General features: G+C 61.8%; 22 protein-coding genes. 8 read left to right on the plus strand and 14 right to left on the minus strand.

Features of this window, described 5'->3' with window-relative positions:
* Genes MD273_RS12800 through MD273_RS12820 form a run of 5 tightly spaced genes read left to right on the plus strand, consistent with a single transcriptional unit; the run spans position 1 to position 3,691 of the window.
* Positions 1-936: an acetaldehyde dehydrogenase (acetylating) gene (locus tag MD273_RS12800; protein ID WP_239038172.1), complete on the plus strand. Its 936-nt coding sequence runs from the start codon at positions 1-3 to the stop codon at positions 934-936.
* A gap of 12 nt (positions 937-948) precedes the next feature.
* Positions 949-1,986 carry a 4-hydroxy-2-oxovalerate aldolase gene (gene dmpG / locus MD273_RS12805; protein WP_239038173.1) on the plus strand — a complete coding sequence of 346 codons (1,038 nt, stop codon included), beginning with the start codon at positions 949-951 and terminating at the stop codon, positions 1,984-1,986.
* The gene (dmpH, locus tag MD273_RS12810; protein ID WP_113861802.1) at positions 1,983-2,777 is read left to right on the plus strand and encodes a 2-oxo-3-hexenedioate decarboxylase; all 795 of its coding nucleotides are present in this window, start codon (positions 1,983-1,985) and stop codon (positions 2,775-2,777) included. The genes dmpG and dmpH overlap by 4 nt, the downstream gene beginning before the upstream one ends.
* A 9-nt stretch (positions 2,778-2,786) precedes the next feature.
* On the plus strand, positions 2,787-2,978 hold the full coding sequence (locus MD273_RS12815) for a 4-oxalocrotonate tautomerase (RefSeq protein WP_239038174.1): 192 nt from the start codon (positions 2,787-2,789) through the stop codon (positions 2,976-2,978).
* Positions 2,979-3,016: 38 nt separating this feature from the next.
* On the plus strand, positions 3,017-3,691 hold the full coding sequence (locus MD273_RS12820) for a class III extradiol ring-cleavage dioxygenase family protein (RefSeq protein ID WP_239038175.1): 675 nt from the start codon (positions 3,017-3,019) through the stop codon (positions 3,689-3,691).
* Between the two features lie 21 nt (positions 3,692-3,712).
* Here MD273_RS12820 and MD273_RS12825 read toward each other — a convergent pair whose 3' ends face one another.
* Complete coding sequence (locus MD273_RS12825; RefSeq protein WP_239038176.1) at positions 3,713-4,759, minus strand: peptidoglycan -binding protein; 1,047 nt, start codon at positions 4,757-4,759, stop codon at positions 3,713-3,715.
* Positions 4,756-5,484, minus strand: coding sequence for a flagellar motor protein MotA (locus MD273_RS12830; RefSeq protein ID WP_239038177.1), 729 nt, complete (start codon positions 5,482-5,484; stop codon positions 4,756-4,758). The genes MD273_RS12825 and MD273_RS12830 overlap by 4 nt, the downstream gene beginning before the upstream one ends.
* Before the next feature lie 127 nt (positions 5,485-5,611).
* On the opposite strand from MD273_RS12830, the gene MD273_RS12835 reads away from it, so the two are divergent.
* A complete protein-coding gene (locus tag MD273_RS12835; RefSeq protein ID WP_239038178.1) occupies positions 5,612-6,556 on the plus strand; it encodes an AraC family transcriptional regulator in 945 nt (314 codons plus the stop codon).
* Here the strand turns inward: MD273_RS12835 and MD273_RS12840 are convergent.
* The 7 genes from MD273_RS12840 to MD273_RS12870 all read right to left on the minus strand — a co-directional run bounded on the left by MD273_RS12840 (position 6,502) and on the right by MD273_RS12870 (position 13,152).
* Positions 6,502-7,335: an IclR family transcriptional regulator gene (locus MD273_RS12840; RefSeq protein ID WP_239038179.1), complete on the minus strand. Its 834-nt coding sequence runs from the start codon at positions 7,333-7,335 to the stop codon at positions 6,502-6,504. The genes MD273_RS12835 and MD273_RS12840 overlap by 55 nt on opposite strands.
* A 117-nt stretch (positions 7,336-7,452) precedes the next feature.
* Positions 7,453-8,454, minus strand: coding sequence for a porin (locus tag MD273_RS12845; RefSeq protein ID WP_239038180.1), 1,002 nt, complete (start codon positions 8,452-8,454; stop codon positions 7,453-7,455).
* Between the two features lie 99 nt (positions 8,455-8,553).
* On the minus strand, positions 8,554-9,267 hold the full coding sequence (locus MD273_RS12850) for an ABC transporter ATP-binding protein (protein ID WP_239038181.1): 714 nt from the start codon (positions 9,265-9,267) through the stop codon (positions 8,554-8,556).
* Positions 9,264-10,040 carry an ABC transporter ATP-binding protein gene (locus tag MD273_RS12855; RefSeq protein WP_239038182.1) on the minus strand — a complete coding sequence of 259 codons (777 nt, stop codon included), beginning with the start codon at positions 10,038-10,040 and terminating at the stop codon, positions 9,264-9,266. The genes MD273_RS12850 and MD273_RS12855 overlap by 4 nt, the downstream gene beginning before the upstream one ends.
* 1 nt (position 10,041) lies before the next feature.
* Positions 10,042-10,998 carry a branched-chain amino acid ABC transporter permease gene (locus MD273_RS12860; RefSeq protein ID WP_239038183.1) on the minus strand — a complete coding sequence of 319 codons (957 nt, stop codon included), beginning with the start codon at positions 10,996-10,998 and terminating at the stop codon, positions 10,042-10,044.
* A gap of 13 nt (positions 10,999-11,011) precedes the next feature.
* Positions 11,012-11,875 carry a branched-chain amino acid ABC transporter permease gene (locus MD273_RS12865; protein ID WP_239038184.1) on the minus strand — a complete coding sequence of 288 codons (864 nt, stop codon included), beginning with the start codon at positions 11,873-11,875 and terminating at the stop codon, positions 11,012-11,014.
* A 107-nt stretch (positions 11,876-11,982) separates the two neighbouring features.
* The gene (locus tag MD273_RS12870) at positions 11,983-13,152 is read right to left on the minus strand and encodes an ABC transporter substrate-binding protein (protein WP_239038185.1); all 1,170 of its coding nucleotides are present in this window, start codon (positions 13,150-13,152) and stop codon (positions 11,983-11,985) included.
* A 233-nt stretch (positions 13,153-13,385) separates the two neighbouring features.
* Between MD273_RS12870 and MD273_RS12875 the strand changes: the two genes are divergently transcribed.
* Complete coding sequence (locus tag MD273_RS12875) at positions 13,386-14,189, plus strand: substrate-binding periplasmic protein (RefSeq protein ID WP_239038186.1); 804 nt, start codon at positions 13,386-13,388, stop codon at positions 14,187-14,189.
* A gap of 65 nt (positions 14,190-14,254) precedes the next feature.
* On the opposite strand, the gene MD273_RS12880 is transcribed toward MD273_RS12875, so the two are convergent.
* The 4 genes from MD273_RS12880 to MD273_RS12895 are packed head-to-tail and all read right to left on the minus strand — an operon-like array spanning position 14,255 to position 17,862.
* The gene (locus MD273_RS12880) at positions 14,255-15,043 is read right to left on the minus strand and encodes an alpha/beta fold hydrolase (RefSeq protein ID WP_239038187.1); all 789 of its coding nucleotides are present in this window, start codon (positions 15,041-15,043) and stop codon (positions 14,255-14,257) included.
* Between the two features lie 14 nt (positions 15,044-15,057).
* Positions 15,058-16,260: a 3-oxoadipyl-CoA thiolase gene (pcaF, locus tag MD273_RS12885; RefSeq protein ID WP_239038188.1), complete on the minus strand. Its 1,203-nt coding sequence runs from the start codon at positions 16,258-16,260 to the stop codon at positions 15,058-15,060.
* Between the two features lie 8 nt (positions 16,261-16,268).
* Positions 16,269-17,045 (minus strand): CoA-transferase subunit beta, encoded by a 777-nt coding sequence (locus MD273_RS12890; protein WP_239038189.1) that lies wholly within the window; start codon positions 17,043-17,045, stop codon positions 16,269-16,271.
* 1 nt (position 17,046) lies between these two features.
* On the minus strand, positions 17,047-17,862 hold the full coding sequence (locus MD273_RS12895; protein ID WP_239038190.1) for a CoA transferase subunit A: 816 nt from the start codon (positions 17,860-17,862) through the stop codon (positions 17,047-17,049).
* A gap of 197 nt (positions 17,863-18,059) precedes the next feature.
* On the opposite strand from MD273_RS12895, the gene MD273_RS12900 reads away from it, so the two are divergent.
* The gene (locus MD273_RS12900; RefSeq protein ID WP_239038191.1) at positions 18,060-18,839 is read left to right on the plus strand and encodes an IclR family transcriptional regulator domain-containing protein; all 780 of its coding nucleotides are present in this window, start codon (positions 18,060-18,062) and stop codon (positions 18,837-18,839) included.
* Positions 18,840-18,844: 5 nt separating this feature from the next.
* Here MD273_RS12900 and MD273_RS12905 read toward each other — a convergent pair whose 3' ends face one another.
* Positions 18,845-19,747 carry a LysR family transcriptional regulator gene (locus MD273_RS12905; protein WP_239038192.1) on the minus strand — a complete coding sequence of 301 codons (903 nt, stop codon included), beginning with the start codon at positions 19,745-19,747 and terminating at the stop codon, positions 18,845-18,847.
* Positions 19,748-19,816: the final 69 nt, after the last annotated feature.

Raw genomic sequence — 19,816 nt, forward strand, 5'->3', positions numbered from 1 at the left:
ATGAGCAAGAAACTGAAAGCCGCCATCATCGGCTCGGGCAACATCGGCACCGACCTGATGATCAAGATCCTGCGCAACGGCCAGCACATCGAGATGGGCGCCATGGTCGGGATCGATCCGGAATCCGACGGCCTGGCCCGCGCCGCCCGCATGGGCGTGGCCACCACCCACGAGGGTGTGGACGGGCTGGTGAAGATGCCGGAGTTCGCCGACATCGACATCGTGTTCGATGCCACCTCCGCCAAGGCGCACATGCACAACGAGGTGTTCCTGCGCGGTCACAAGGAAAACATCAAGATCGTCGACCTGACCCCGGCGGCCATCGGCCCGTACTGTGTGCCGGTGGTGAACCTGGAGCAGAACCTCCAGGAAGGCAACGTCAACATGGTTACCTGCGGGGGCCAGGCCACCATCCCGATGGTGGCGGCGGTGTCCCGGGTCGCCAAGGTGCACTACGCCGAGATTGTGGCCTCGATCTCCAGTAAATCCGCCGGACCCGGCACCCGCGCCAACATCGACGAGTTCACCGAAACCACCTCCAAGGCCATCGAAGTGGTGGGCGGTGCCCAGAAGGGCAAGGCCATCATCATCCTGAACCCGGCCGAGCCGCCGCTGCTGATGCGCGACACCGTCTATGTGCTGTCCGACGCCGCCGACAAGGCCGAGGTGGAAGCCTCCGTCGAGGAGATGGTCAAGGCCGTGTCCTCCTACGTGCCGGGCTACCGCCTGAAGCAGAAGGTGCAGTTCGACGACATCCCCGAAGACCAGCCCATGAACGTCCCGGGCCTGGGCCGCTTCAGCGGCCTGAAGACCTCCGTCTTCCTGGAAGTGGAGGGCGCCGCCCACTACCTGCCGGCCTACGCCGGCAACCTGGACATCATGACCTCCGCCGCGCTGGGCACCGCCGAGCGCATCGCCGAATCGCTGGTCAAGTGAGGAGACTGACTCATGACTTATAACCCCGGCAAGAAACTGTACATCTCCGACGTGACCCTGCGCGACGGCAGCCACGCCATCCGCCACCAGTACTCCATCAAGAACGTCCAGGACATCGCACGGGCGCTGGACAAGGCCAAGGTGGACTCCATTGAGGTGGCCCACGGCGACGGCCTGCAGGGCTCGAGCTTCAACTACGGCTTCGGCGCCCACACCGACCTGGAGTGGATCGAGGCGGTGGCCGAAGTGGTCGAACACGCCAGGATCGCCACCCTGCTGCTGCCCGGCATCGGCACGGTCGAAGACCTTGAAGATGCCTACAAGGCCGGTGCCCGGACGGTCCGGGTGGCCACCCACTGCACCGAGGCGGATGTCTCGAAGCAGCACATCGAACACGCCCGCAAGCTCGGCATGGACACCGTCGGCTTCCTGATGATGAGCCACATGCAGACGCCCCAGGGCCTGGCCGAGCAGGCCAAGCTGATGGAAGACTACGGCGCGACCTGCCTGTACGTGGTCGACTCCGGCGGCGCGATGAACATGAACGACATCCGCGACCGTTTCCGGGCCCTGAAAGACGTGCTGAAGCCGGAAACCGAGACCGGCATGCACGCCCACCATAACCTGGCCCTGGGTGTCGCCAACTCCATCGTGGCGGTGGAAGAGGGTTGTGACCGTATCGATGCCTCCCTGTCCGGCATGGGCGCCGGTGCCGGCAACGCCCCGCTGGAAGTGTGCATCGCCGCCTTCGACAAGATGGGCTGGGAGCATGGCACCGACCTGTACGCCCTGATGGACGCGGCCGACGACATCGTGCGCCCGCTGCAGGACCGTCCGGTTCGCGTGGACCGCGAGACCCTGGCCCTGGGTTATGCCGGCGTCTACTCCAGCTTCCTGCGTCACTCCGAAGTGGCGGCGCAGAAGTATGGCCTGAAGACCGTGGACATTCTGGTAGAGCTTGGCCGCCGCCGCATGGTGGGGGGCCAGGAAGACATGATTGTGGATGTGGCGCTGGATCTGCTCGCCGCACAGAAGGAGCAAAACGCATGAGCAAGACACTGACCCGAGAGCAGGTGCTGGCGCTGGCCGAGCACGTCGAGAACGCCGAACTGAAGGCCCATGACATCACCAAGGTCACCAACGACTATCCGGACATGACCTTTGAGGACGCCTACGACGTCCAGTGGGAAATCCGCCGTCGCAAGGAAGAGCGGGGCAACAAGGTGGTCGGCATGAAGATGGGGCTGACCTCCTGGGCCAAGATGGCCCAGATGGGCGTGGAAACGCCGATCTACGGTTTCCTGGCGGATTACTTCAGCGTGCCCGATGGCGGCGTGGTAAACACCAAGGAGCTGATCCACCCGAAGATCGAGGCCGAGATTGCCTTTGTCACCAAGGAGCCGCTGAAAGGCCCGGGTTGTCACATTGGCCAGGTGCTGGCCGCCACCGATTTTGTGATCCCCGCGGTGGAAGTGATCGACTCCCGCTACGAGAACTTCAAGTTTGACCTGGTGAGTGTGGTGGCGGACAACGCCTCCTCGACCCGCTTCATTACCGGTGGCCAGATGGCCGATGTGGCGGACGTCGACCTGAAGACCCTGGGTGTGGTTGTCGAAAAGAACGGCGAAGTGGTGGACGTGGGTGCCGGTGCTGCGGTGCTGGGCCATCCGGCCTCCAGTGTTGCCATGCTGGCCAACCTGCTGGCAGAGCGCGGCGAGCACATCCCGGCCGGCACCTTCATTATGACCGGCGGTATTACCGCGGCCATCACGGTCGAGCCGGGTGACAACATCACCGTTCGTTACCAGGGGCTGGGCACCGTATCTGCCCGGTTCGAGTAAGGAGGCATCATGCCTGTTGCGCAGATCAACATTCTGGAAGGTCGGACTGACGAGCAAAAGGAAGAGCTGATCAGAGAAGTGACCGATGCAATCTCACGCTCCCTGGGAGCACCCGTAGAAAGCGTTCGGATCATCATTACGGAAATGCCCAAGCAACACTTTGGTATTGGTGGTCAATCTGCAAAGAAGCTGGGGCGATGAGCCTCAGCTTCTGATCCGATTTTTCAGGAGAAAGACCCGTGAACAAGTTGCCGGTGTTATTCGTCTCTTGCAACGCGAGCAGCCTGCAGGCTCAGCAGCAAGCTGGCTCCGGGCCAGCCCGGATGATCTGGGGCAAGCACTTCGAAAGTGTGGTGCTGATCAGTACGGACGCAGATCTTCAGGCGCCACTTGTCGTGCCGCTCAAAGGCGGCGCTGCTCGGGCCGAGCGCATTCAGGCACTGCTGAGTTCACAGGGTTTTAAAGCCAGCATCCAGTCGGAGCCTGCAAGCACACGTGACGGCTTGCTTCATGTGCTGTTGTCCGAGGAGCCTGGAGATCTCTCAGAAGTACGGCTGAATACCGGGATGAGCGAGCAGGAGTATCGTCGTATCGGCCAGTGTCTGGAGGTCCTGCGCGAGCAGGGCGTACTCATCATTTGCCTGGACGATAAGACCGATAGCCAGGTGCTGCTGCATGACCGTCACTTGCGGGAGATGATCAACAGCTGGGTCCAGAACCAGCAATGGGGAGACGTCATGACATTCAAGGGGGGCTCTCAGAAAATCGTACCAACCCTGCGACTGGACGATCCGACGGTGTGCCTGCTCAATGCGGCCTTCGGTCTTGGTGGTTCGCAATTTCCCCAGAGGATGTTCAGCAGCGGCATGGACAACTCCGAACGGATGCTCTCCGGGTTCGGTTGGATGAGGTAGCCCTCCTGAGCGCCTGCACAGTTAGCGATCTGTCAGTTTCAACTCAATCCGCCGGTTCTTCTGCAGCGCTTCCGGACTGGTGCCTTCGGCCACGGGGAAGAACTCGCCGAAACCGGCGGCCACCATGCGCCGCTCGGGTACCCCCTGGGCGGCCAGGTAACGCACCACCGCTACCGCGCGAGCGGTGGACAGCTCCCAGTTGGAGGGGAATTTCGGCGTGTTGATGGGCAGGATGTCGGTGTGGCCATCAATTCGCAGGATCCAGTCGACATCTTCGGGAATCTTGCTGGCAACATCCAGCAGCAGACTCGCCAGCTTGTCGAGTTCGCGCTTGCCGTCCTCGCCCAGTTCCGCCGAGCCTGAGGCAAACAGCAGTTCCGAAGGCAGCAGGAAGCGGTCGCCTACGATCCGGATGTTCTCGTTGCTGGCGAGAATGTCCCGGAGCCGGGCGAAAAACTCGGACTGGTACTGCTCCAACTGACTCACCCGTTCGGCCAGCAGGGCGTTCAGTCGCTGGCTGACCTTGGCCAGCTCTTCTTCCTTCTCCGCGGTCATCTGTTCCTGCAGTTCCAGCGCCGAGGCTATCTTCCGTAGTTGTTCCCGCAGCGAAGCGATCTGGTTGGAGAGGCGCAGGATCATGGCCTGCTGGCTCGCGGACATTTCGTCCTTTTCATCGATGGAGGCTTCCATGCTGGCCAGGCGTTCGGCCTGCGCCTCGGCGGTGGCCGTTTGCTGCATCAGCTGTTCGCGGGTGGACTCCAGGCTGCTCACCAGTTCGTCGTTACGGGTCAGGCTGCTGCTGTAATCCTCCTGCAGGGCGATCATCTGCTCTTCAAGAGCATCGGTTTTGCTCTGCTCCAGCCCCAGAAGCTCGGACAGCTCGTTCAACTGGGCGTTCAGGCGCGCGAGCTGGGTATCGCGGTCGGACAGGGTCTGGGACAGATAGAGCTGACTGACCACATAAACCAGCAGCATGAAGATAACCAGCATCAGCAGGGCCGACAGGGCGTCCACATAGCCCGGCCAGATGTTGGTACTGCTTCGGCTGCGGCGTTTGGATCCGATCATGACAGGTCTTTCTCGTCATCGACCCGATCCACCAGGTTGGTGACGCCGGTCAGCCACTCCTCCAGGCCGTCATAGAAACGGTTCTGGGCGTGACCGGCCTGGATGTCGAGAAAGCCCAGGATCAGGGAGCCACCGAGTCCGAGAAGCGACGAGCTGAAAGCCGTGCCCATACCTTCCAGCGGTTTAAGCAGGCCGTTCTGCAGCTCTCCAAACACCTTGCCGAAATCCTCCTGGCTCATGTCCAGCCCGGTGATGACCTGCCCCACCGCATTGATGGTGCCCAACAGCCCCCAAAAAGTGCCCAAAAGGCCGAGGAATACCAACAGGCTGATGAAATACCGGGTGATCTCCCTTTGCTCATCCATGCGCGAATGAATGCCATCCAGCACCGTGCGAAGGGACAGCGTCGACAGCGTAAACCGGTCCCGTTTGGCCTCTTCGCCAAGCTGCCGGGCCAGCGGTTTGAGCAGGCGGGGCTCCTGCACCACCGAAAGACCGGCATGGCCGGTGCGGAACTGGGCGATCCAACGCAGCTCCGGAAACAGCACAAACACCTGTCGGTAGGTCAGGGCGATACCAACGATCAGAACGCCGACGATCAGCAGGTTGAAAACCCAGTTGGCCATGAAGGCGGTCATCAGCGGTTTGTGGATCAGAACACCGACAACCACGACCACGCCGAGGAAAAGCGTCATCCAGAAGAGAGTGTGTTTGGGATTGCTCATGACGAAAGGCCAGCCTGAAGGAAGTTTCACAGAAACATAGCACAGGCTGCGCAGGTACGTGGTTGTTGATTGATCAACGTGATTTATATAAAGTAAACGCGTTAACAATAAATACAACGGAGCAGTCATGTTCTCTCAGTCCCTAGCCGCCGCCACCATCTTTCATGGTGCCCATCCCGAGGACGTCTCGGCCTTCGTCAATCGCCATATCGGCGGTCACAGCCTGGATCTGCTGGGCGGGGAAAACCGCGCGTCGAGCCTGAGCTATCGGGAGTTTGCCGGCTTTGGCCTGTCCCGGGTCAGTTACGGCAATCATGTCCGGGTGAAAAGCCCGGCCCTGGAGGACATCTACCATTTCCAGATCGTAACCCGCGGGGAGTGTCGCTGGCGCCAGGGCAGTGACTGTCTGACCATGCGCCGTGGCCAGGCGCTGATGGTCAACCCGGATGAAGCGATTGACCTGGAATACAGCCCCGAGTGTGAGAAGGTCATTATCAAGGTGCCGGAGTCGGTGCTGAATTCGGCACGCGGAAGTGTCTGCAGGCAGCCTGTCCGCTTCGACCGGGTGCCGGTGAACCTGACGCTGTGTCCATCACTGACCAACGTGCTGGAAGCGGTCTTTGCCGAGTTGGAAGAGGCCGGGGAGGATGGGGCGCCGGAAATCTCGCTGTCCTACCGCGAGATCATTCTGAAAAAGCTGCTGCGGGTGTTTCCCAGTAACCTTGAGGATCCGCAATCCGGTGCCGCCACTCCTCCGGGAGTCGACCGTATGGTCCGTTACATCGAGCAGAACGTGAAGGAGGATATCGGCGTGGACGAGCTGTCGCGGATTTCCAACATGAGCGTACGCTCCATCTACAACGCTTTTTCCCGGGCGTTCTCAACCACCCCGAAAACCTACGTGAAGCAGGCCAAGCTCCGGCAGTTGCGGGAGGACTTGCTGCGTGGCCAGTGCCGAAACATCACCGAAGTGGCGCTGGATTACGGTTTCAGTCACCTGGGCCGTTTTTCCTCCGACTACCGCAAGCTGTTCGGCGAACTGCCCTCGGAGACGGTCCGGCTGGTGGGCTGACCACAGATCTGCCGCGTGACCTTGATCGCGCACTGACGCACCTGGTTGAACAGCTCCGATCCCTCGCTGATGTCGGTGTCCCGATCCAGGCCGAGCAGGGTGATGACAGTCACGATATTCCCGTTCAGGTCGTGCACCGGCATGCTCAAGACGTTGATCTCGGGCAGGTAATCGCTGAAGAAGGCGCAGTAGCCCTGCGCGCGGATCATCTCCAGGTGCGCTGCAAGTTTTTCCCGTGGAATGTCCTCACCGCGGTATTTCGGGAGCGTGCGGGTGGAGCGGTAATGCTGATCGATCAACTCCCGGCGCCGTTTTTCCGGCAGGCTGGCCAGGTAGATCCGGCCGGCAGCCGAGTTCAGGGCTGACAGTTCCGCGCCGAGGCGCACGTTTACCGAGATCGGCTGGCTGGAATCCAGCCATTTGATCACCAGGGGACCATTGCCGTTCCAGACTGTCACGGAAACGGTCTTGTCGGTGTCCTCGTTCAGCTGGTCCACCGCCTCGTAGGAAAGCTGGATCGGGTTGATCCGTCTCAGGGCGGAGATGCCCAGGGTGAGGCTGGAGTTCCCCAGGGTGTACTGGGTCTGGTTGACCTGGTTGATGTAGCCCTCGCGAAGCAGGCTCACCAGATACTTGTGGGCGCGGCTCGGGGACAGGTCCAGCGCTCCGGACAGCTCCTTGAGTGTCGGCGGCCTGGCAGCATTGGAAATGTAGTCGAGGATGTGGAGGCCGATTTCGAGGGAACCGATCCCTTGCCGTTTGGGACTTTCTTCTGCCATGGAGGTCGCCGTCATGAAGTTGCTGATTGAGCCTGGAGGTGAAGGATAACAGACGCCGGGAAGACGGTCGGCGTCTGTTTCCATTGGCAGCAAGGTGCTCAATTCTGAACGCTCAAATCAGAACGAGTACTTGGCCATCACCTCGACCTGCTGTCCTTCCGGAATCAGCGGGCCGAAGGCCAGATTGTACTTGCGCCATTCAACCCCGACCTCAAGCTCCGGGATGATGTTGTGGATCAGGTTGACCCGGTGGGCTTCGTAATCGGTTTCCGCCTGGTCGTCCACCTCGACCTTTGTGTAGGCGATATTGGCGCGCCACTGGTCGTTGAAGACATAGCGGAACCCGGCGTTCACACCGGTCTGGCTGACCGCGTCGCCATTTTCCACATCGCCGGACAGGGAACCGCCCACACCGACACCGGAAAAGGCGCCAAGACCCTCACCATGGTGGGCGTTGAGGTTCAGGCTGTGGCGACCGAGCATGATCCGGGTGCCGATGGCGCCGCCGGCGACGAAGTCCCCGTTGTCCACTTCCCGGCCGCTGGCCGTCAGGATCAGCTTGTGCCCGGACTCGGAGTTCAGGGTGTAGTTGACCGCCAGGTCGGGGAGGTCCGCGTCATTGTAGACCGGATCCTGGGCGGTTACCCGGAACCCGGCAAACTCGTAGCTGGCGAGAGTGGTGCGGAAGTTCAGGCCGCCCAGGGTGCCGCGCGGTCCACCGAGGAAGTCCAGGTAGTCGGTGTGGGCCACGGCCCAGAACTGGCCGGTCCAGGTCTGGCCGACGGTGGCATTATCAATCTTGATAAAGGCGTGGCGCAGGCGCCAGTCGTTGTCTTCGCCCGGGTAGTCCCCGCCGTAGAAGTCGCCCTCCACGAACCCCACCACGGTATGACCCTGCTTCTGGGTGACGGTTTTCAGGTTGAAGCGGCTCTGGTTGGCCCGGCCAAAGAAGCGGCTGTCGCCGGTTTCGGGATCCTCGAAGATGCCCTCGGCTTTCAGGTAGCCGCCGATACTGAAGCTAGTGTCGTTGTAGGTGCCGAGATCGACCGCCTGGGCGGCGGGTGCGGCGCTGAGACCGGAAGCGATCGCCAGCGCCAGAAGGGAATTGCGATAGTTCATTGTTTTGCCCTCTCCTTTTTGTTTGGCCAGTGAACTATCGGCTATTCCGGGGAGGTCAAATATCCGGTGAATGAACATCCCTATCCGTTTTTTGTAGCGTTATACGCTCAGTGCGGTTTCGACCTTTTCCAGGTTCTGGTCGAGGTCCTCGGAGCTGCCGTCAAAGTGCACCTTGCCCTTGACCAGCACCACATGCCGGTCGCACAGCTTCTTGAGGGCCTTGATGTTCTTGTCCACCACGAGGGTGGAGATACCGGACTCCCGGATGGTGGCAATCACGTTCCAGATGTCCTGGCGAATGAGCGGCGCCAGGCCTTCGGTGGCCTCGTCCAGGATCATCAGGCGCGGATTGGTGACCAGCGCCCGGCCGATGGCCAGCATCTGCTGTTCGCCGCCGGACAGCTCGGTACCCAGGTTGGACAGTCGCTCCTGCAGGCGCGGGAAGGTTTCCATCACCCGGTCGTAATCCCAGCTGGTCTGGCCGTCGCTGCCCGGACGGGCGGCCATCTGCAGGTGTTCCTTCACGGTCAGGTTGTGGAACATGCCCCGCCCTTCGGGCACGTAGGCGATGTCCCGGCGCATGCGCTTCCAGGTGGGCAGTTTGCCAATGTCCTCGCCATCAAAGTACACGTGCCCGCTGCGGGGCGGCACCAGGCCGAGGATGGACTTCAGCGTGGTGGTCTTGCCCATGCCGTTACGGCCCATGAGGCTCATGGACTGGCCCTTGTCGAGCCGGAACGACAGGTCGTGCAGGATGTGGCTGCGCCCGTACAGGGTGTTGATGTTCTTGATTTCCAGCAGTGCCGTGCTCATGCCGCTTGCTCCTCTGCGTCGTCCTCTTCCGCGCCCAGATAGGCTTCTTTCACCCGCGGGTCGGCCCGTACCTCATCCACCGTGCCGGTAATCAGGTGGCGACCGTTGTCCAGTACCGTGAGCTGGTCCGAGAGCTCGAAAATGGCGTCCATGTCGTGCTCCACCAGCACGATGCAGTAGGTTTTCTTGAGTTCCTTGAGCAGTGCGATGATGCGTTGGGACTCCTCGTGACCCATCCCGGCCATGGGTTCGTCCAGCAGCAGGATGCAGGGATCGGTGGCCAGCACCATGGCGATTTCCAGCTGCCGCTGCTCGCCGTAGGAAATCTCGGCGGCAATGGTGTGGGTCCGGTCGTCGAGGCCCACCTGCGCCAGCGCCTGCTCGGCGGCCTTGCGCACCATCTGGTTGCTGTGGCGGGAGGCAAACAGGTTGAAGTTGCCGCCGAAACGTCGCTGGGCCGAGATGGCACAGTTCTCGAGGCAGGTCACTTCCGGATAGATGTTGGTCTTCTGGAAGCTCCGGCCGATACCCCGGCGCACGAACTTCCAGGGTTTCAGGGTGTCGATGCGCTGGCCCTTGTGGAAGATGCAGCCGGAGGTGGGCTTGAGGGTGCCGCAGAGCATGTTCAGCAGGGTGCTCTTGCCGGCGCCGTTGGGCCCCACCACGCCGTGCAGCTGCCGGTCCCGGAACTGCAGGCTGATGTCGTTGAGGGCCTTGATGCCGCCCCAGTGCTTGCTGAGGGCTTCGGTTTCCAGAACGATGTCGTTAGCCATGTTATTTCTCCAGAAGCTTTTCCAGGTAGCCGGCAATGCCTTTGCGCAGCACGATGACCATCAGGATGATGGCGGAGCCCATGAACAGCAGCCAGTCTTCGGTCAGGTGCTCGAAGAAGTACTGCAGGCCCTCGTAGGTAAAGGTGCCGAGGATGGCGCCGTAGATGGTGCCCAGACCGCCCAGGATGGACATGACCAGCGCCGTACCGGACATCTCCCAGGCCAGGAAGGATGGGTTCACAAAGCCGTATTGCAGCGCAAACAGGAAGCCGGCGTAGGCCCCCAGGGTGCTGCCGATGACGTAGCAGGTCAGGCGGAACGCGAAGATGTTGTAGCCCAGGGCCTCGGTGCGATCCGGGTTCTGCTTGGTGGCCTCGACGATGCGGCCGAAGCGCGAACGCAGCACCACCTTGAAGAACACCAGGGTGTTGAACAGGGAGAACAGCGCCAGGTAGTAGAAGTGCTGCGGGTCGTCCAGATTCAGGAAGCTGAGGCCGAAGATGCTGGTCTCGGGCTTCATGAAGATGAACACGCCGTCGTCCCCGCCAAACTCCAGAGAGTCGAAGAAGTAGTAGAACATCATCTGGGAGATGGCGAGGGTGATCATGATGAAGTAGATACCCGTGGTCCGGAGCACCACCGCGCCGGTCACCAGGGCGATCAGGGCGGCAATGCCGCAGATGTAGAAGGTGTAGACCCAGAAGTTCACGGCCTCGTATTCCGGCGACAGGATGACGAACAGGTAGCCACCCAGGCCATAGAACAACGCGTGGCCCAGGGTGATCAGGCCCACCCGTCCGACCAGGAAATCCAGGGACATGACGAAGATGGACAGGATGATGATGGTGGTCACCTTGCCCACGAAAAAGGAGTTGGACTCCAGGAACAGTGGCACGAACAGGGCCACCATGAAGAACATCGGGACGAGGATGCGCTCGGTGCGTTTCTCGAAAATCATGATCGGCTCCCGCTTACTTGGCGAACAGGCCCTGGGGCTTCACCAGCAGCACCAGGATCATAAAGATGTAGATAATCATGTTGGACATGCTCGGCATCAGCACCGACGAGAAGGTGCTGATCAGGCCCACCAGCAAGGCCCCGACGAAGGCGCCCTTGATCGAGCCCATGCCACCGATGACCACCACCACGAAACAGGTAATCAACACGCTCTCACCCATACCCGGAACGATCGAGCGCATGGGCGCGGCGATGATGCCGGAGACGGCGGCCAGCATGACCCCGATGGCGAACACGACGGTGTAGAGGCTTTTGATGTTCACGCCCAGGGCTTCCACCATCTCCCGGTTGGATTCCCCGGCGCGGATCAGCATGCCCAGGCGGGTGCGGGAGACCACGTAATACAGCACGCCGGCGATGGCCACGCAGACCAGGGCCGCGAAGATGCGGTAGATGGGGTAACTGGAGTTGTCGGTGAACGGAATGCCGCCGTCCAGGGCGCCGGGCACGGCCACGCCGTAGGGATCGTTGCCGAACAGGATGCTCTGCAGCGAGTTGAACACGAAGATCATGCCGATGGTCAGCAGCACCTGGTCCAGGTGGTTGCGGTTATACAGCCGCTGTATCAGTACCCGCTCGATCAGGATGCCGAGGGAGAGGGCGATGATGGCCGAGAGCACCGCCGAAACGGTAAAACTGCCGGTCACCGTGGCGAAATACCAAACCAGGTAGGCGCCCACCATGTACATGGAGCCATGGGCCAGATTCAGGATGCCCATAACGCCAAACACCAGCGTCAGTCCGGAGGCAATCAGGAACAGCAACAAGCCGTACTGAACGCCGTTGATGAGTTGTACGAAGAAGAGTTCGGTCGTCATAGAGGTACCCAGGGATGTTGCAGCGGACCCGGGCCGGGTCCGGAAGGGTGGTTTGCATGGGGCACCCCGGCCGGTGCCAGCCGGCCGGGGCAGGGTTTACCGGCGGATCAGAGCTTGCAGCCTCGGGCCGGATCTTCCAGTGCTTCGGCCGCGACGCTCGTCACCACGTTCACGCCATCTTTCACTTCCCGCAGGTAAATGTTCTGCACCGGGTTATGGGCCCGGGAGAAGGTGAAGTCGCCACGGGGGCTGTTGATGGTCAGCTTCGCCATGGTGTCGATCACCGCCTGCTTGTCGCTGACATCGCCGCTGAGCTGGTTGATGGTGTTGGCGATGGCCAGGCCGGCGTCGTAGCCCTGGACCGCGTAGATGTCCGGGTAGTGGCCGTACTCGGTATTGAAGGCCTCGCGGAATTTCTCGTTCTGCGGTACGTCCAGCTGTTCGGCGTAGTGCAGACCGGTGAGCACGCCTTCGGCGGCTTCACCCTGGGCTTCCAGCGTACCTTCGGTGAGGAAGCCGGAACCCAGCAGCGGGATCTTGCCGCGCAGGCCCATGGCATCGTAGTCCTTCACGAACTTGATGGCGCCGCCACCGGCGAAGAAGACGAACACGGCGTCCGGGTCCTGCGCGGCGATGTCACTGATGTGCGGCTGGAAATTGGTGGACGGGAAGGGCATCAGCACCTTCTTGACCACGTTGCCGCCGCCGGCCTTGAAGGATTCCTCGAAGGCTTCGAGGCTTTCCCGGCCCATGCCGTAGTTCCAGCTGATCAGGTAGACGTCCTTGTAGCCCTTATCCAGGGCGACCTTGCCCATGGGGTAGGACGGCTGCCAGGAGGAGAAGGAGGTGCGGAAGATGTTCGGTGAGCACAGCGGGCCGGTGGCTGCGGCGGCGCCGGCGTTCGGAATAATCATCACGGTGTCCTTGCCTCGCAGCACCTTGATCATCCCCATGGCCACCCCGGAGTGCACCGGACCGATCACAAAGTCGGCTTCGTGCTGGCCGAGCATGGATGACGCCAGTTCCGGGGCACGCGCCGGCTTGGCTTCGGTATCCATCTCGATGAACTCGATGTCCGCGCCGTGCAGTTCTGCGGCCTTCTCCTTCAGGGCCAGCTTCAGGCCATCACGGCCCGCTTCACCCAGCTGGGCGTAGATGCCGCTGAACGGAAGCATGACGCCGACCTTGACCGGATCAGTGGCGGCTGCGGAAGTGGTTGCCGTGGCGGCAAGGGTGGTAGCCAGAACAGCGCTGGCCAGGGTTTTCATACGGGACATATCAACACCTCGGATTCTTGTTGTGCGGTTGTCCCATTAGAGGCGTGTGTCGCAGCCGGCAATATCCGTTTTCTGCAGAGGGGTGTCCGTGCTTTGCACGGGTATCGGCAGCTGCGATTACAGAAAACGGATAAACCTTTTCCTGATCAGGATATTGGCGTCAGGGAAGTTCGCCGATAGTGACGTTGCCGATGTGGCGATAGTTAAAAGAATCAACATAAAAGGAGTTTCGAATGCACGCCATGACTGCTGTTGTCATCGGCGCCCTTGTTCGGGGTGCCGGTGTTGCATTATTCACATTCGCCCTGGGTGCCGGCTCTGTCGCCATGGCCGGGGAGCGTCTCTATCTGTTCACCCAGAACTATCCGCCTCTGCACGCCTCCACGACCGGTAAGGGTTTTGCCCACAGCGCGGATGACATCGAGGGTGTCTGCAGTGACATGGTAAAGGCCATTCTGGCGCGCGCCGGGTATGACTATGTGATGAAAATGCGGGCCTGGAGCTACGCGTTCGAGCGAGGTCAGGGGAGTGAGAACCATGGTGTGTTCTGCACCGCACGAACGGATGAGCGTGAGGATCTGTTCCAGTGGGTCGGGCCCCTGATGTCACTGCGATGGACTCTGTTTGCAGCGCCGGGTTCCAGCATTACCCTCGCCAGCCTCGAAGACGCCAGAGGAATGCGCATCGCCGGTTACAAGGGGGATGTCATGTCCGAATACCTGTTGGAGCGGGGCTTCAACATGACGATGGGAGCCTTCGGCGCGGTCAATGCCCGACGGCTTGTACTGGATCAGGCCGACCTTTGGGTGGCCGATGCGGTCATGGGGCCGATGGTGGCGCGCTCGGAGTATGGTATTGAAGGATTGCGGCCGGTGCTCGAATTCAAGGAAACACCGCTGTATCTGTCGATGAGCAAGGAAACCTCGCCAGAGATTGTGGCCGGGCTCCAGCGGGCCCTGGATGCTGCCCGACACTCCGGACAGTTGGGGGCGCTGGTGCAGCTCTCCCGGGCGGAGCCGGATCGGGAAACGGATTAGGCCTGCCCTTTCAATGGACCGGGCCCGGACGTCTGTCCGGACCCGGCGTCCGGGTAGCCCGAGGATCAGGCCAGACGGTTGATCAGGATCTCACTGAGACTTCCCGGGCATTCCACCGACGGTACGTGGCCGATCCCATCCAGAATCACCGGATCCGGAGCGCCGCTGAACTGTGCCAGGGCTTTCAGTGACTCCGGCGGGGTAGCCAGATCGTCGGCGCCGCCAATCAGCAGCACCGGCACATCGCGGCCGCGGAGTTTCTCGCGGAAATCCGCCTTGCCCAGCATCTCGCACAGCAGCGCATAACTGTTGTCGTCACCGCGCCCCATGATCACTTTCCAGCCGTCGAGCAGGGCCGGCTGCTCCTTGCAGGCCGCCGGACCGAACCAGCGCGGCACAATCTCCCCGGCCATGGCGGCCAGACCCTTGGCGCGAACGTTGGCGGCACGCAGATTCCAGGCTTCCACGGTGCCGATGATGGCGCCGGTGTTGGTCAGCGTGGCCGAAATCAGCCTGTCGCTGTACCCGGAAACCAGCTGCTGGCCGATCACACCGCCGATGGAGGTCCCGGCAAAGTGGAAGGCGCTGGCGCCGGCCACCTGGGCGAGGGTCAGCGCTTCCTGGGCCAGGTCATCGGGGGTGATTTCCCCGGCGTCCTCCGGCCAGGCGCTGCTGGCACCGTGGCCGGGCAGGTCCCAGGTCAGCACCCGGAATTTGCCGAGCAGGGCCGGCAGCATGTCGTCCCAGACGCCCTGGGTCATTCCCAGCGGGTGGGCCAGTACCAGCAGGGGCTTCTCGCTGTCACCGAGCAGGCGGTAGCAGATGGTTCGGCCGTTATGGTTAACAAATGACATGGACGCTCCTTCGGTCAGACCCGTTCAATCAGTGTAGCAATACCCTGACCCACACCCACACACATGGTGCACAGGGCATAACGGCCGCCGGTACGCTGCAGCTGGTGGGCGGCAGTCATCAGCAGGCGGGCGCCGGACATGCCCAGCGGGTGGCCAAGGGCGATGGCACCGCCGTTCGGGTTGACCCGGGCATCGTCGTCGGCGACGCCCAGCTCGCGCAGGACGGCCAGGCCCTGGGCGGCGAAGGCTTCGTTCAGCTCGATCACGTCGATGTCGTCGATGCTGATGTTCTGCTTCTCCAGCAGCTTCTGAACCGCCGGTACCGGGCCGATGCCCATGATGCGGGGTTCCACGCCAGCGGTGGCCATACCAATGATCTTGGCCATGGGCTTGAGGCCCTGCTGTTTCACTGCCGTTTCGCTGGCCACCAGCATCGCGGCGGCGCCGTCGTTGACGCCGGAGGCATTGCCCGCGGTCACACTGCCGTTGTCACGGAAGGGCGTGGGCAGGGAAGCCAGCTTCTCCAGGGTGGTGCTGCGGGGGTGCTCGTCGGTGTCGAACACCAGCGGATCCTGCTTCCGGCGCGGGATGGAGACCGGGACGATCTCCTCGGCGAAGACGCCATCCAATTGTGCCCGGGCGGTCTTCTGCTGGGACCGGAAGGCGAACAGATCCTGATCTTCGCGGGAAATGTTGAACTGTTCGGCGACGTTCTCCGCCGTTTCCGGCATGGAGTCGATGCCGTACTGTTTCTTCATCAGCGGGTTCACAAAACGCCAGCCGATGGTGGTGTCCTCGATCTTCTGGCCGCGGGAGAAGGCGGTGTCGGCCTTGCCCATTACGTACGGGGCGCGGGACATGGATTCCACGCCGCCGGCCAGCACCAGATCCATTTCACCGGCGCGGATGGCGCGGAAGGCCGTGCCCACGGCGTCCATGCCGGAGCCGCACAGCCGGTTGAGGGTGGTACCGGGTACGGAAGTGGGCAGACCGGCCAGCAACGCGGACATGCGGGCCACGTTGCGGTTGTCTTCACCGGCCTGGTTGGCGCTGCCCATCATGACTTCATCGATGGCAGCGGGGTCCAGCTCCGGAGCCTGCTCGAGCACGGCCTTGAAGATATGCGCCGCCAGGTCGTCCGGGCGCACGCTGGCAAGGGTGCCGCCGAAGCGGCCGATGGCCGAACGGCGGGGATGGCAGAGAAATACGTCAGTCATGGTAGACCTCACTGTTGGCCGGAATGGTGGGCATTGGTGCGGGCTTTCAGGTCTCGCAGCACTTCCAGTTCTTCGGCGGTCGGCGCCGGTGTGGTTTCCAGCTGGTCCGCGAAGCGGATGTCCCAGCCGGTGGCCTCGATCACGTCTTCCCGGGTCACATTCGGGTGCAGGGAGGTGACCACCAGCTCCTTGGTCTCCGGATCCGGCTTGAGGATGCACAGGTCGGTGATGACCACTGTGGGGCCACGGCCGATGTTCGGCACGTTGTCCCGGGCCTTGCCGTCACGGCCGAAGCCGACGGTGGTCACGAAGTCCACGTCCTTCACGAAGGTGCGCCTGGAGTGCTTCACGGTAATGAACACTTCCTTCGCGTTGGTGGCAATCTCAGGGGCGCCACCGCCGCCGGGCAGACGAACCTTCGGTTCGCGGTAATCGCCGATCAGGGTGGTGTTCAGGTTGGCGAAACGGTCGATCTGGGCGGTACCCAGGAAGCCGACGCTGATGTGGCCGCCTTGCAGCCAGTACCGGAACATCTCGGGTACGGAGACGGTGGTCAGGGCAGACTCGCACAGCTCGCCGTCACCGATGGACAGCGGCAGCACGTCCGGCTTGGTCTGTAGGGTGCCGGATTCGTAGATCAGGGTCACATCCGGAGCGTGGGTCAGACGCGCCAGGTTGGCCGCCTCACTGGGCAGGCCGATACCCACGAAACAGGTCATCTCGTTGGTCAGCGCCCGGGCGGCGGTGATGCTCATCATTTCCGAGGAAGTAAATTCAAGGCTCATCTCACGCTGCTCCTTTCTCGAATACGTTGTCTTTCAGCCAGGCCTGGAAGGTGTCGCGGTCACGGGCGATGCCGTCCCAGTCCTTGTAGAAGGCGTTGTCCCGGTCGTAGTAGCCCAGGGCATAGGAGGGCCTGGCACCTTTCGGAGCCTCGGCAATGGCGGTCACCGCCCAGGACGGCAGTACGCAGGCGTTCACGGAAGCGCCGAGGTCGTCCACGATCTCTTCCACGGTGACGATGCTGCGCCTGGCGGCCAGCACGGCTTCTTTCTGGATGCCGACGATGCCTTCCACCAGCACATTGCCCTTGCGATCGGCGCGCTGGGCGTGGATCACGGTCACGTCCGGGCGAACCGACGGCACGGCAGCCAGACGCTCACCGGTGAACGGGCATTCGATGAACTTGATCTGGTCGTTGACCTTGGGCAGGTCGCTGCCGACATAACCGCGCAGGACAGCCAGCGGCAGGCCGGCGGCGCCGGCTTCATAGGCACAGGCCATGGCGGCGTGGCTGTGCTCCAGGATTTCCAGCTTGTTCGGCCAGCCTTTCTCGACGGCATCCCTCAGTCTGTGCAGGGAGCCGACACCGGGGTTACCGCCCCAGGAGAAAATCAGTTTTTTCGCGCAGCCGGCCCCGATCAGCTGGTCGTACACCAGGTCCGGGGTCATCCGGATCAGGGTCAGGTCGCGCTTTTCCTGGCGAATGATTTCGTGGCCCGCCGCGAACGGGATCAGGTGGGTGAAGCCTTCCATCGCCACGGTGTCACCGTTGTTGATGTGTTTGCTCACCGCTTCCTGGAGGGAGAGGAATTCAGCCATCGCAGTGTCTCCATCGTGTTTCGGTTGAAAAGTTCGATATACGAACATAAGTTTAATATGCGAACATGATGGCGTGATTGGTTTTGTGTCGTCAAGTACAAATTTTCACCAGCTGGCAAAAATGCACCGATGTTCGGAGAGCGAACGAGCTGATACCATGCGCTCATATCGACGCGCGACGGGTTAAAGGAGCCGGAATGGACGAACAGATTCTCAAACCCGGAGACCGGGATTACGTGGGCGCGCTGGCCTCGGGGCTGGACGTGCTCCAGGCGTTTGATGCCGAACACCCGCGCATGACCCTGAGTGAGGTGGCGGCGAGAACGGAGATGGACCGGGCCAAGGCCCGCCGCTTCCTGCTCACCCTGCATGCGCTGGGGTTTGTGAAGCGCACGGGGCGCCAGTTCGAGCTGACTCCGCGGGTCCTGCAACTGGGTTACGCCTACCAGGCCTCAAACCAGTACCGCGCGGTGATCCAGCAATACCTGGAGGACATCACCGCCGAGCTGGGTGAATCCTCCTCGCTGGCGGTACTGGATGGGGATGATGTGGTGTACGTGGTGCGCTCGGCGGCTCGTCATCGGCTCATGGCTATTACCCTGTCGGTGGGTACCCGCCTGCCGGCGGCCTACACGTCCATGGGGCGGGTGTTGCTGGCGCAGTTGCCGGAGGCGGAACTCGATGCGTTTCTGGCGCGGGTCCGGCTGGAACGTTTCACGGTCTCCTCGGTGACGGACAAGGATGCGTTGCGCGCAGCGATCGATCAGGCGCGGACTCAGGGTTATGCGGTGGTGGACCAGGAACTGGATCTTGGTTTGCGCTCCGTGGCGGTGCCGGTGTTCTCCGGTAGCGGGGAATTGCTGGGTGCGCTCAATATCAGCACCAATGCCGCCCGGGTAGACATGGACACCCTGCTGGAGGTGTATCTGCCGCGCTTGCAGGCGGTGGCAGAAAAGGTGCGGCAGACCGCACGCTGAGCCCGTTACGGATAACGGCCGGTCAGCCGGTTCTCCACCAGTTCCGCCAGGATGGTGTTGGCCAGACGCATCACCGCATTGGGATTCTCGCCCCGCCGCCGGGAAGCGATGACCGGGGTAGAGATGCTGCTGTCCTCCAGTGGCATGTACTCCACGCCCTCCCGGTGTAGCCGGCGCACCTGCTCGGGTACGAGGGTAAAGCCCATGTCCGAGGCTACCAGCGACAACGCTGTCTGCAGGTCATTCACCTGCTGGACGACATGAATCTTCAGGCCACGACGGTGGAACAGGCCCTGGGTAATGTCGGCGAAATTCGGGCCGGGCCCGGAGGGGAAAGCCACCATGGGCCATTCGGACAACTCCTTCATGGATGGCGGGTGCCGGGTCAGCGGGTGCTTGGCCGGGAGTGCGGCAATAATGGGCTCATCAAACAGGTTTTCCTGTTCCACGTCCGGGTCCTCAATCCTCAGGCGGCCGAAGCCGATATCAATCTTGCCGGACTTCAGGGCTTCCACCTGTTCCCGGGTTTTCAGTTCGTGCAACACAATTTCCAGGTTCTTGTTCTGGCGCAGGCGTCGCACCATGAGCGGCAACTGGCCATAGAACACCGATGGTACGAAGCCGATGGAGAACAGAGTCTTTCGGTGTTGCGCAATACGCCGGGTGTCGTCCACCGTTGCTGATACCTTGTCCAGAATCTGGCGCGCCTGCTCCAGGAAGTACTCCCCGCCCGTTGTCAGTTCCAGCCCCCGCGGTTTACGGATAAACAGCTCCACCCCGATTTCCTCTTCCAGCTGTTTGATGGCCCGGGTCAGCGGTGGTTGTGCAATGAACAACTTATCCGCTGCCCGGGTGAGGTTGCCTTCCTCCGCCACGGCGACGAAGTACCGCAAGTGTCTCAGCTCCATCCATACCTCCAGGGTATCGGTTATTACTTAATCAATATTGGTTCACATCCGTGAAACTTCGTACTGTTC

Origin of the sequence: Marinobacter sp. C7 (assembly GCF_022343555.1) — a bacterium.
GTDB lineage: Bacteria > Pseudomonadota > Gammaproteobacteria > Pseudomonadales > Oleiphilaceae > Marinobacter.

Coding starts and splice junctions, on each gene's coding strand:
- MD273_RS12800 (WP_239038172.1), top strand. CDS start 1: ATGAGCAAGAAACTGAAAGCCGCCATCATCGGCTCGGGCAACATCGGC.
- dmpG (WP_239038173.1), top strand. CDS start 949: ATGACTTATAACCCCGGCAAGAAACTGTACATCTCCGACGTGACCCTG.
- dmpH (WP_113861802.1), top strand. CDS start 1,983: ATGAGCAAGACACTGACCCGAGAGCAGGTGCTGGCGCTGGCCGAGCAC.
- MD273_RS12815 (WP_239038174.1), top strand. CDS start 2,787: ATGCCTGTTGCGCAGATCAACATTCTGGAAGGTCGGACTGACGAGCAA.
- MD273_RS12825 (WP_239038176.1), bottom strand. CDS start 4,759: ATGATCGGATCCAAACGCCGCAGCCGAAGCAGTACCAACATCTGGCCG.
- MD273_RS12830 (WP_239038177.1), bottom strand. CDS start 5,484: ATGAGCAATCCCAAACACACTCTCTTCTGGATGACGCTTTTCCTCGGC.
- MD273_RS12835 (WP_239038178.1), top strand. CDS start 5,612: ATGTTCTCTCAGTCCCTAGCCGCCGCCACCATCTTTCATGGTGCCCAT.
- MD273_RS12840 (WP_239038179.1), bottom strand. CDS start 7,335: ATGGCAGAAGAAAGTCCCAAACGGCAAGGGATCGGTTCCCTCGAAATC.
- MD273_RS12845 (WP_239038180.1), bottom strand. CDS start 8,454: ATGAACTATCGCAATTCCCTTCTGGCGCTGGCGATCGCTTCCGGTCTC.
- MD273_RS12850 (WP_239038181.1), bottom strand. CDS start 9,267: ATGAGCACGGCACTGCTGGAAATCAAGAACATCAACACCCTGTACGGG.
- MD273_RS12855 (WP_239038182.1), bottom strand. CDS start 10,040: ATGGCTAACGACATCGTTCTGGAAACCGAAGCCCTCAGCAAGCACTGG.
- MD273_RS12860 (WP_239038183.1), bottom strand. CDS start 10,998: ATGATTTTCGAGAAACGCACCGAGCGCATCCTCGTCCCGATGTTCTTC.
- MD273_RS12865 (WP_239038184.1), bottom strand. CDS start 11,875: ATGACGACCGAACTCTTCTTCGTACAACTCATCAACGGCGTTCAGTAC.
- MD273_RS12870 (WP_239038185.1), bottom strand. CDS start 13,152: ATGTCCCGTATGAAAACCCTGGCCAGCGCTGTTCTGGCTACCACCCTT.
- MD273_RS12875 (WP_239038186.1), top strand. CDS start 13,386: ATGCACGCCATGACTGCTGTTGTCATCGGCGCCCTTGTTCGGGGTGCC.
- MD273_RS12880 (WP_239038187.1), bottom strand. CDS start 15,043: ATGTCATTTGTTAACCATAACGGCCGAACCATCTGCTACCGCCTGCTC.
- pcaF (WP_239038188.1), bottom strand. CDS start 16,260: ATGACTGACGTATTTCTCTGCCATCCCCGCCGTTCGGCCATCGGCCGC.
- MD273_RS12890 (WP_239038189.1), bottom strand. CDS start 17,045: ATGAGCCTTGAATTTACTTCCTCGGAAATGATGAGCATCACCGCCGCC.
- MD273_RS12895 (WP_239038190.1), bottom strand. CDS start 17,862: ATGGCTGAATTCCTCTCCCTCCAGGAAGCGGTGAGCAAACACATCAAC.
- MD273_RS12900 (WP_239038191.1), top strand. CDS start 18,060: ATGGACGAACAGATTCTCAAACCCGGAGACCGGGATTACGTGGGCGCG.
- MD273_RS12905 (WP_239038192.1), bottom strand. CDS start 19,747: ATGGAGCTGAGACACTTGCGGTACTTCGTCGCCGTGGCGGAGGAAGGC.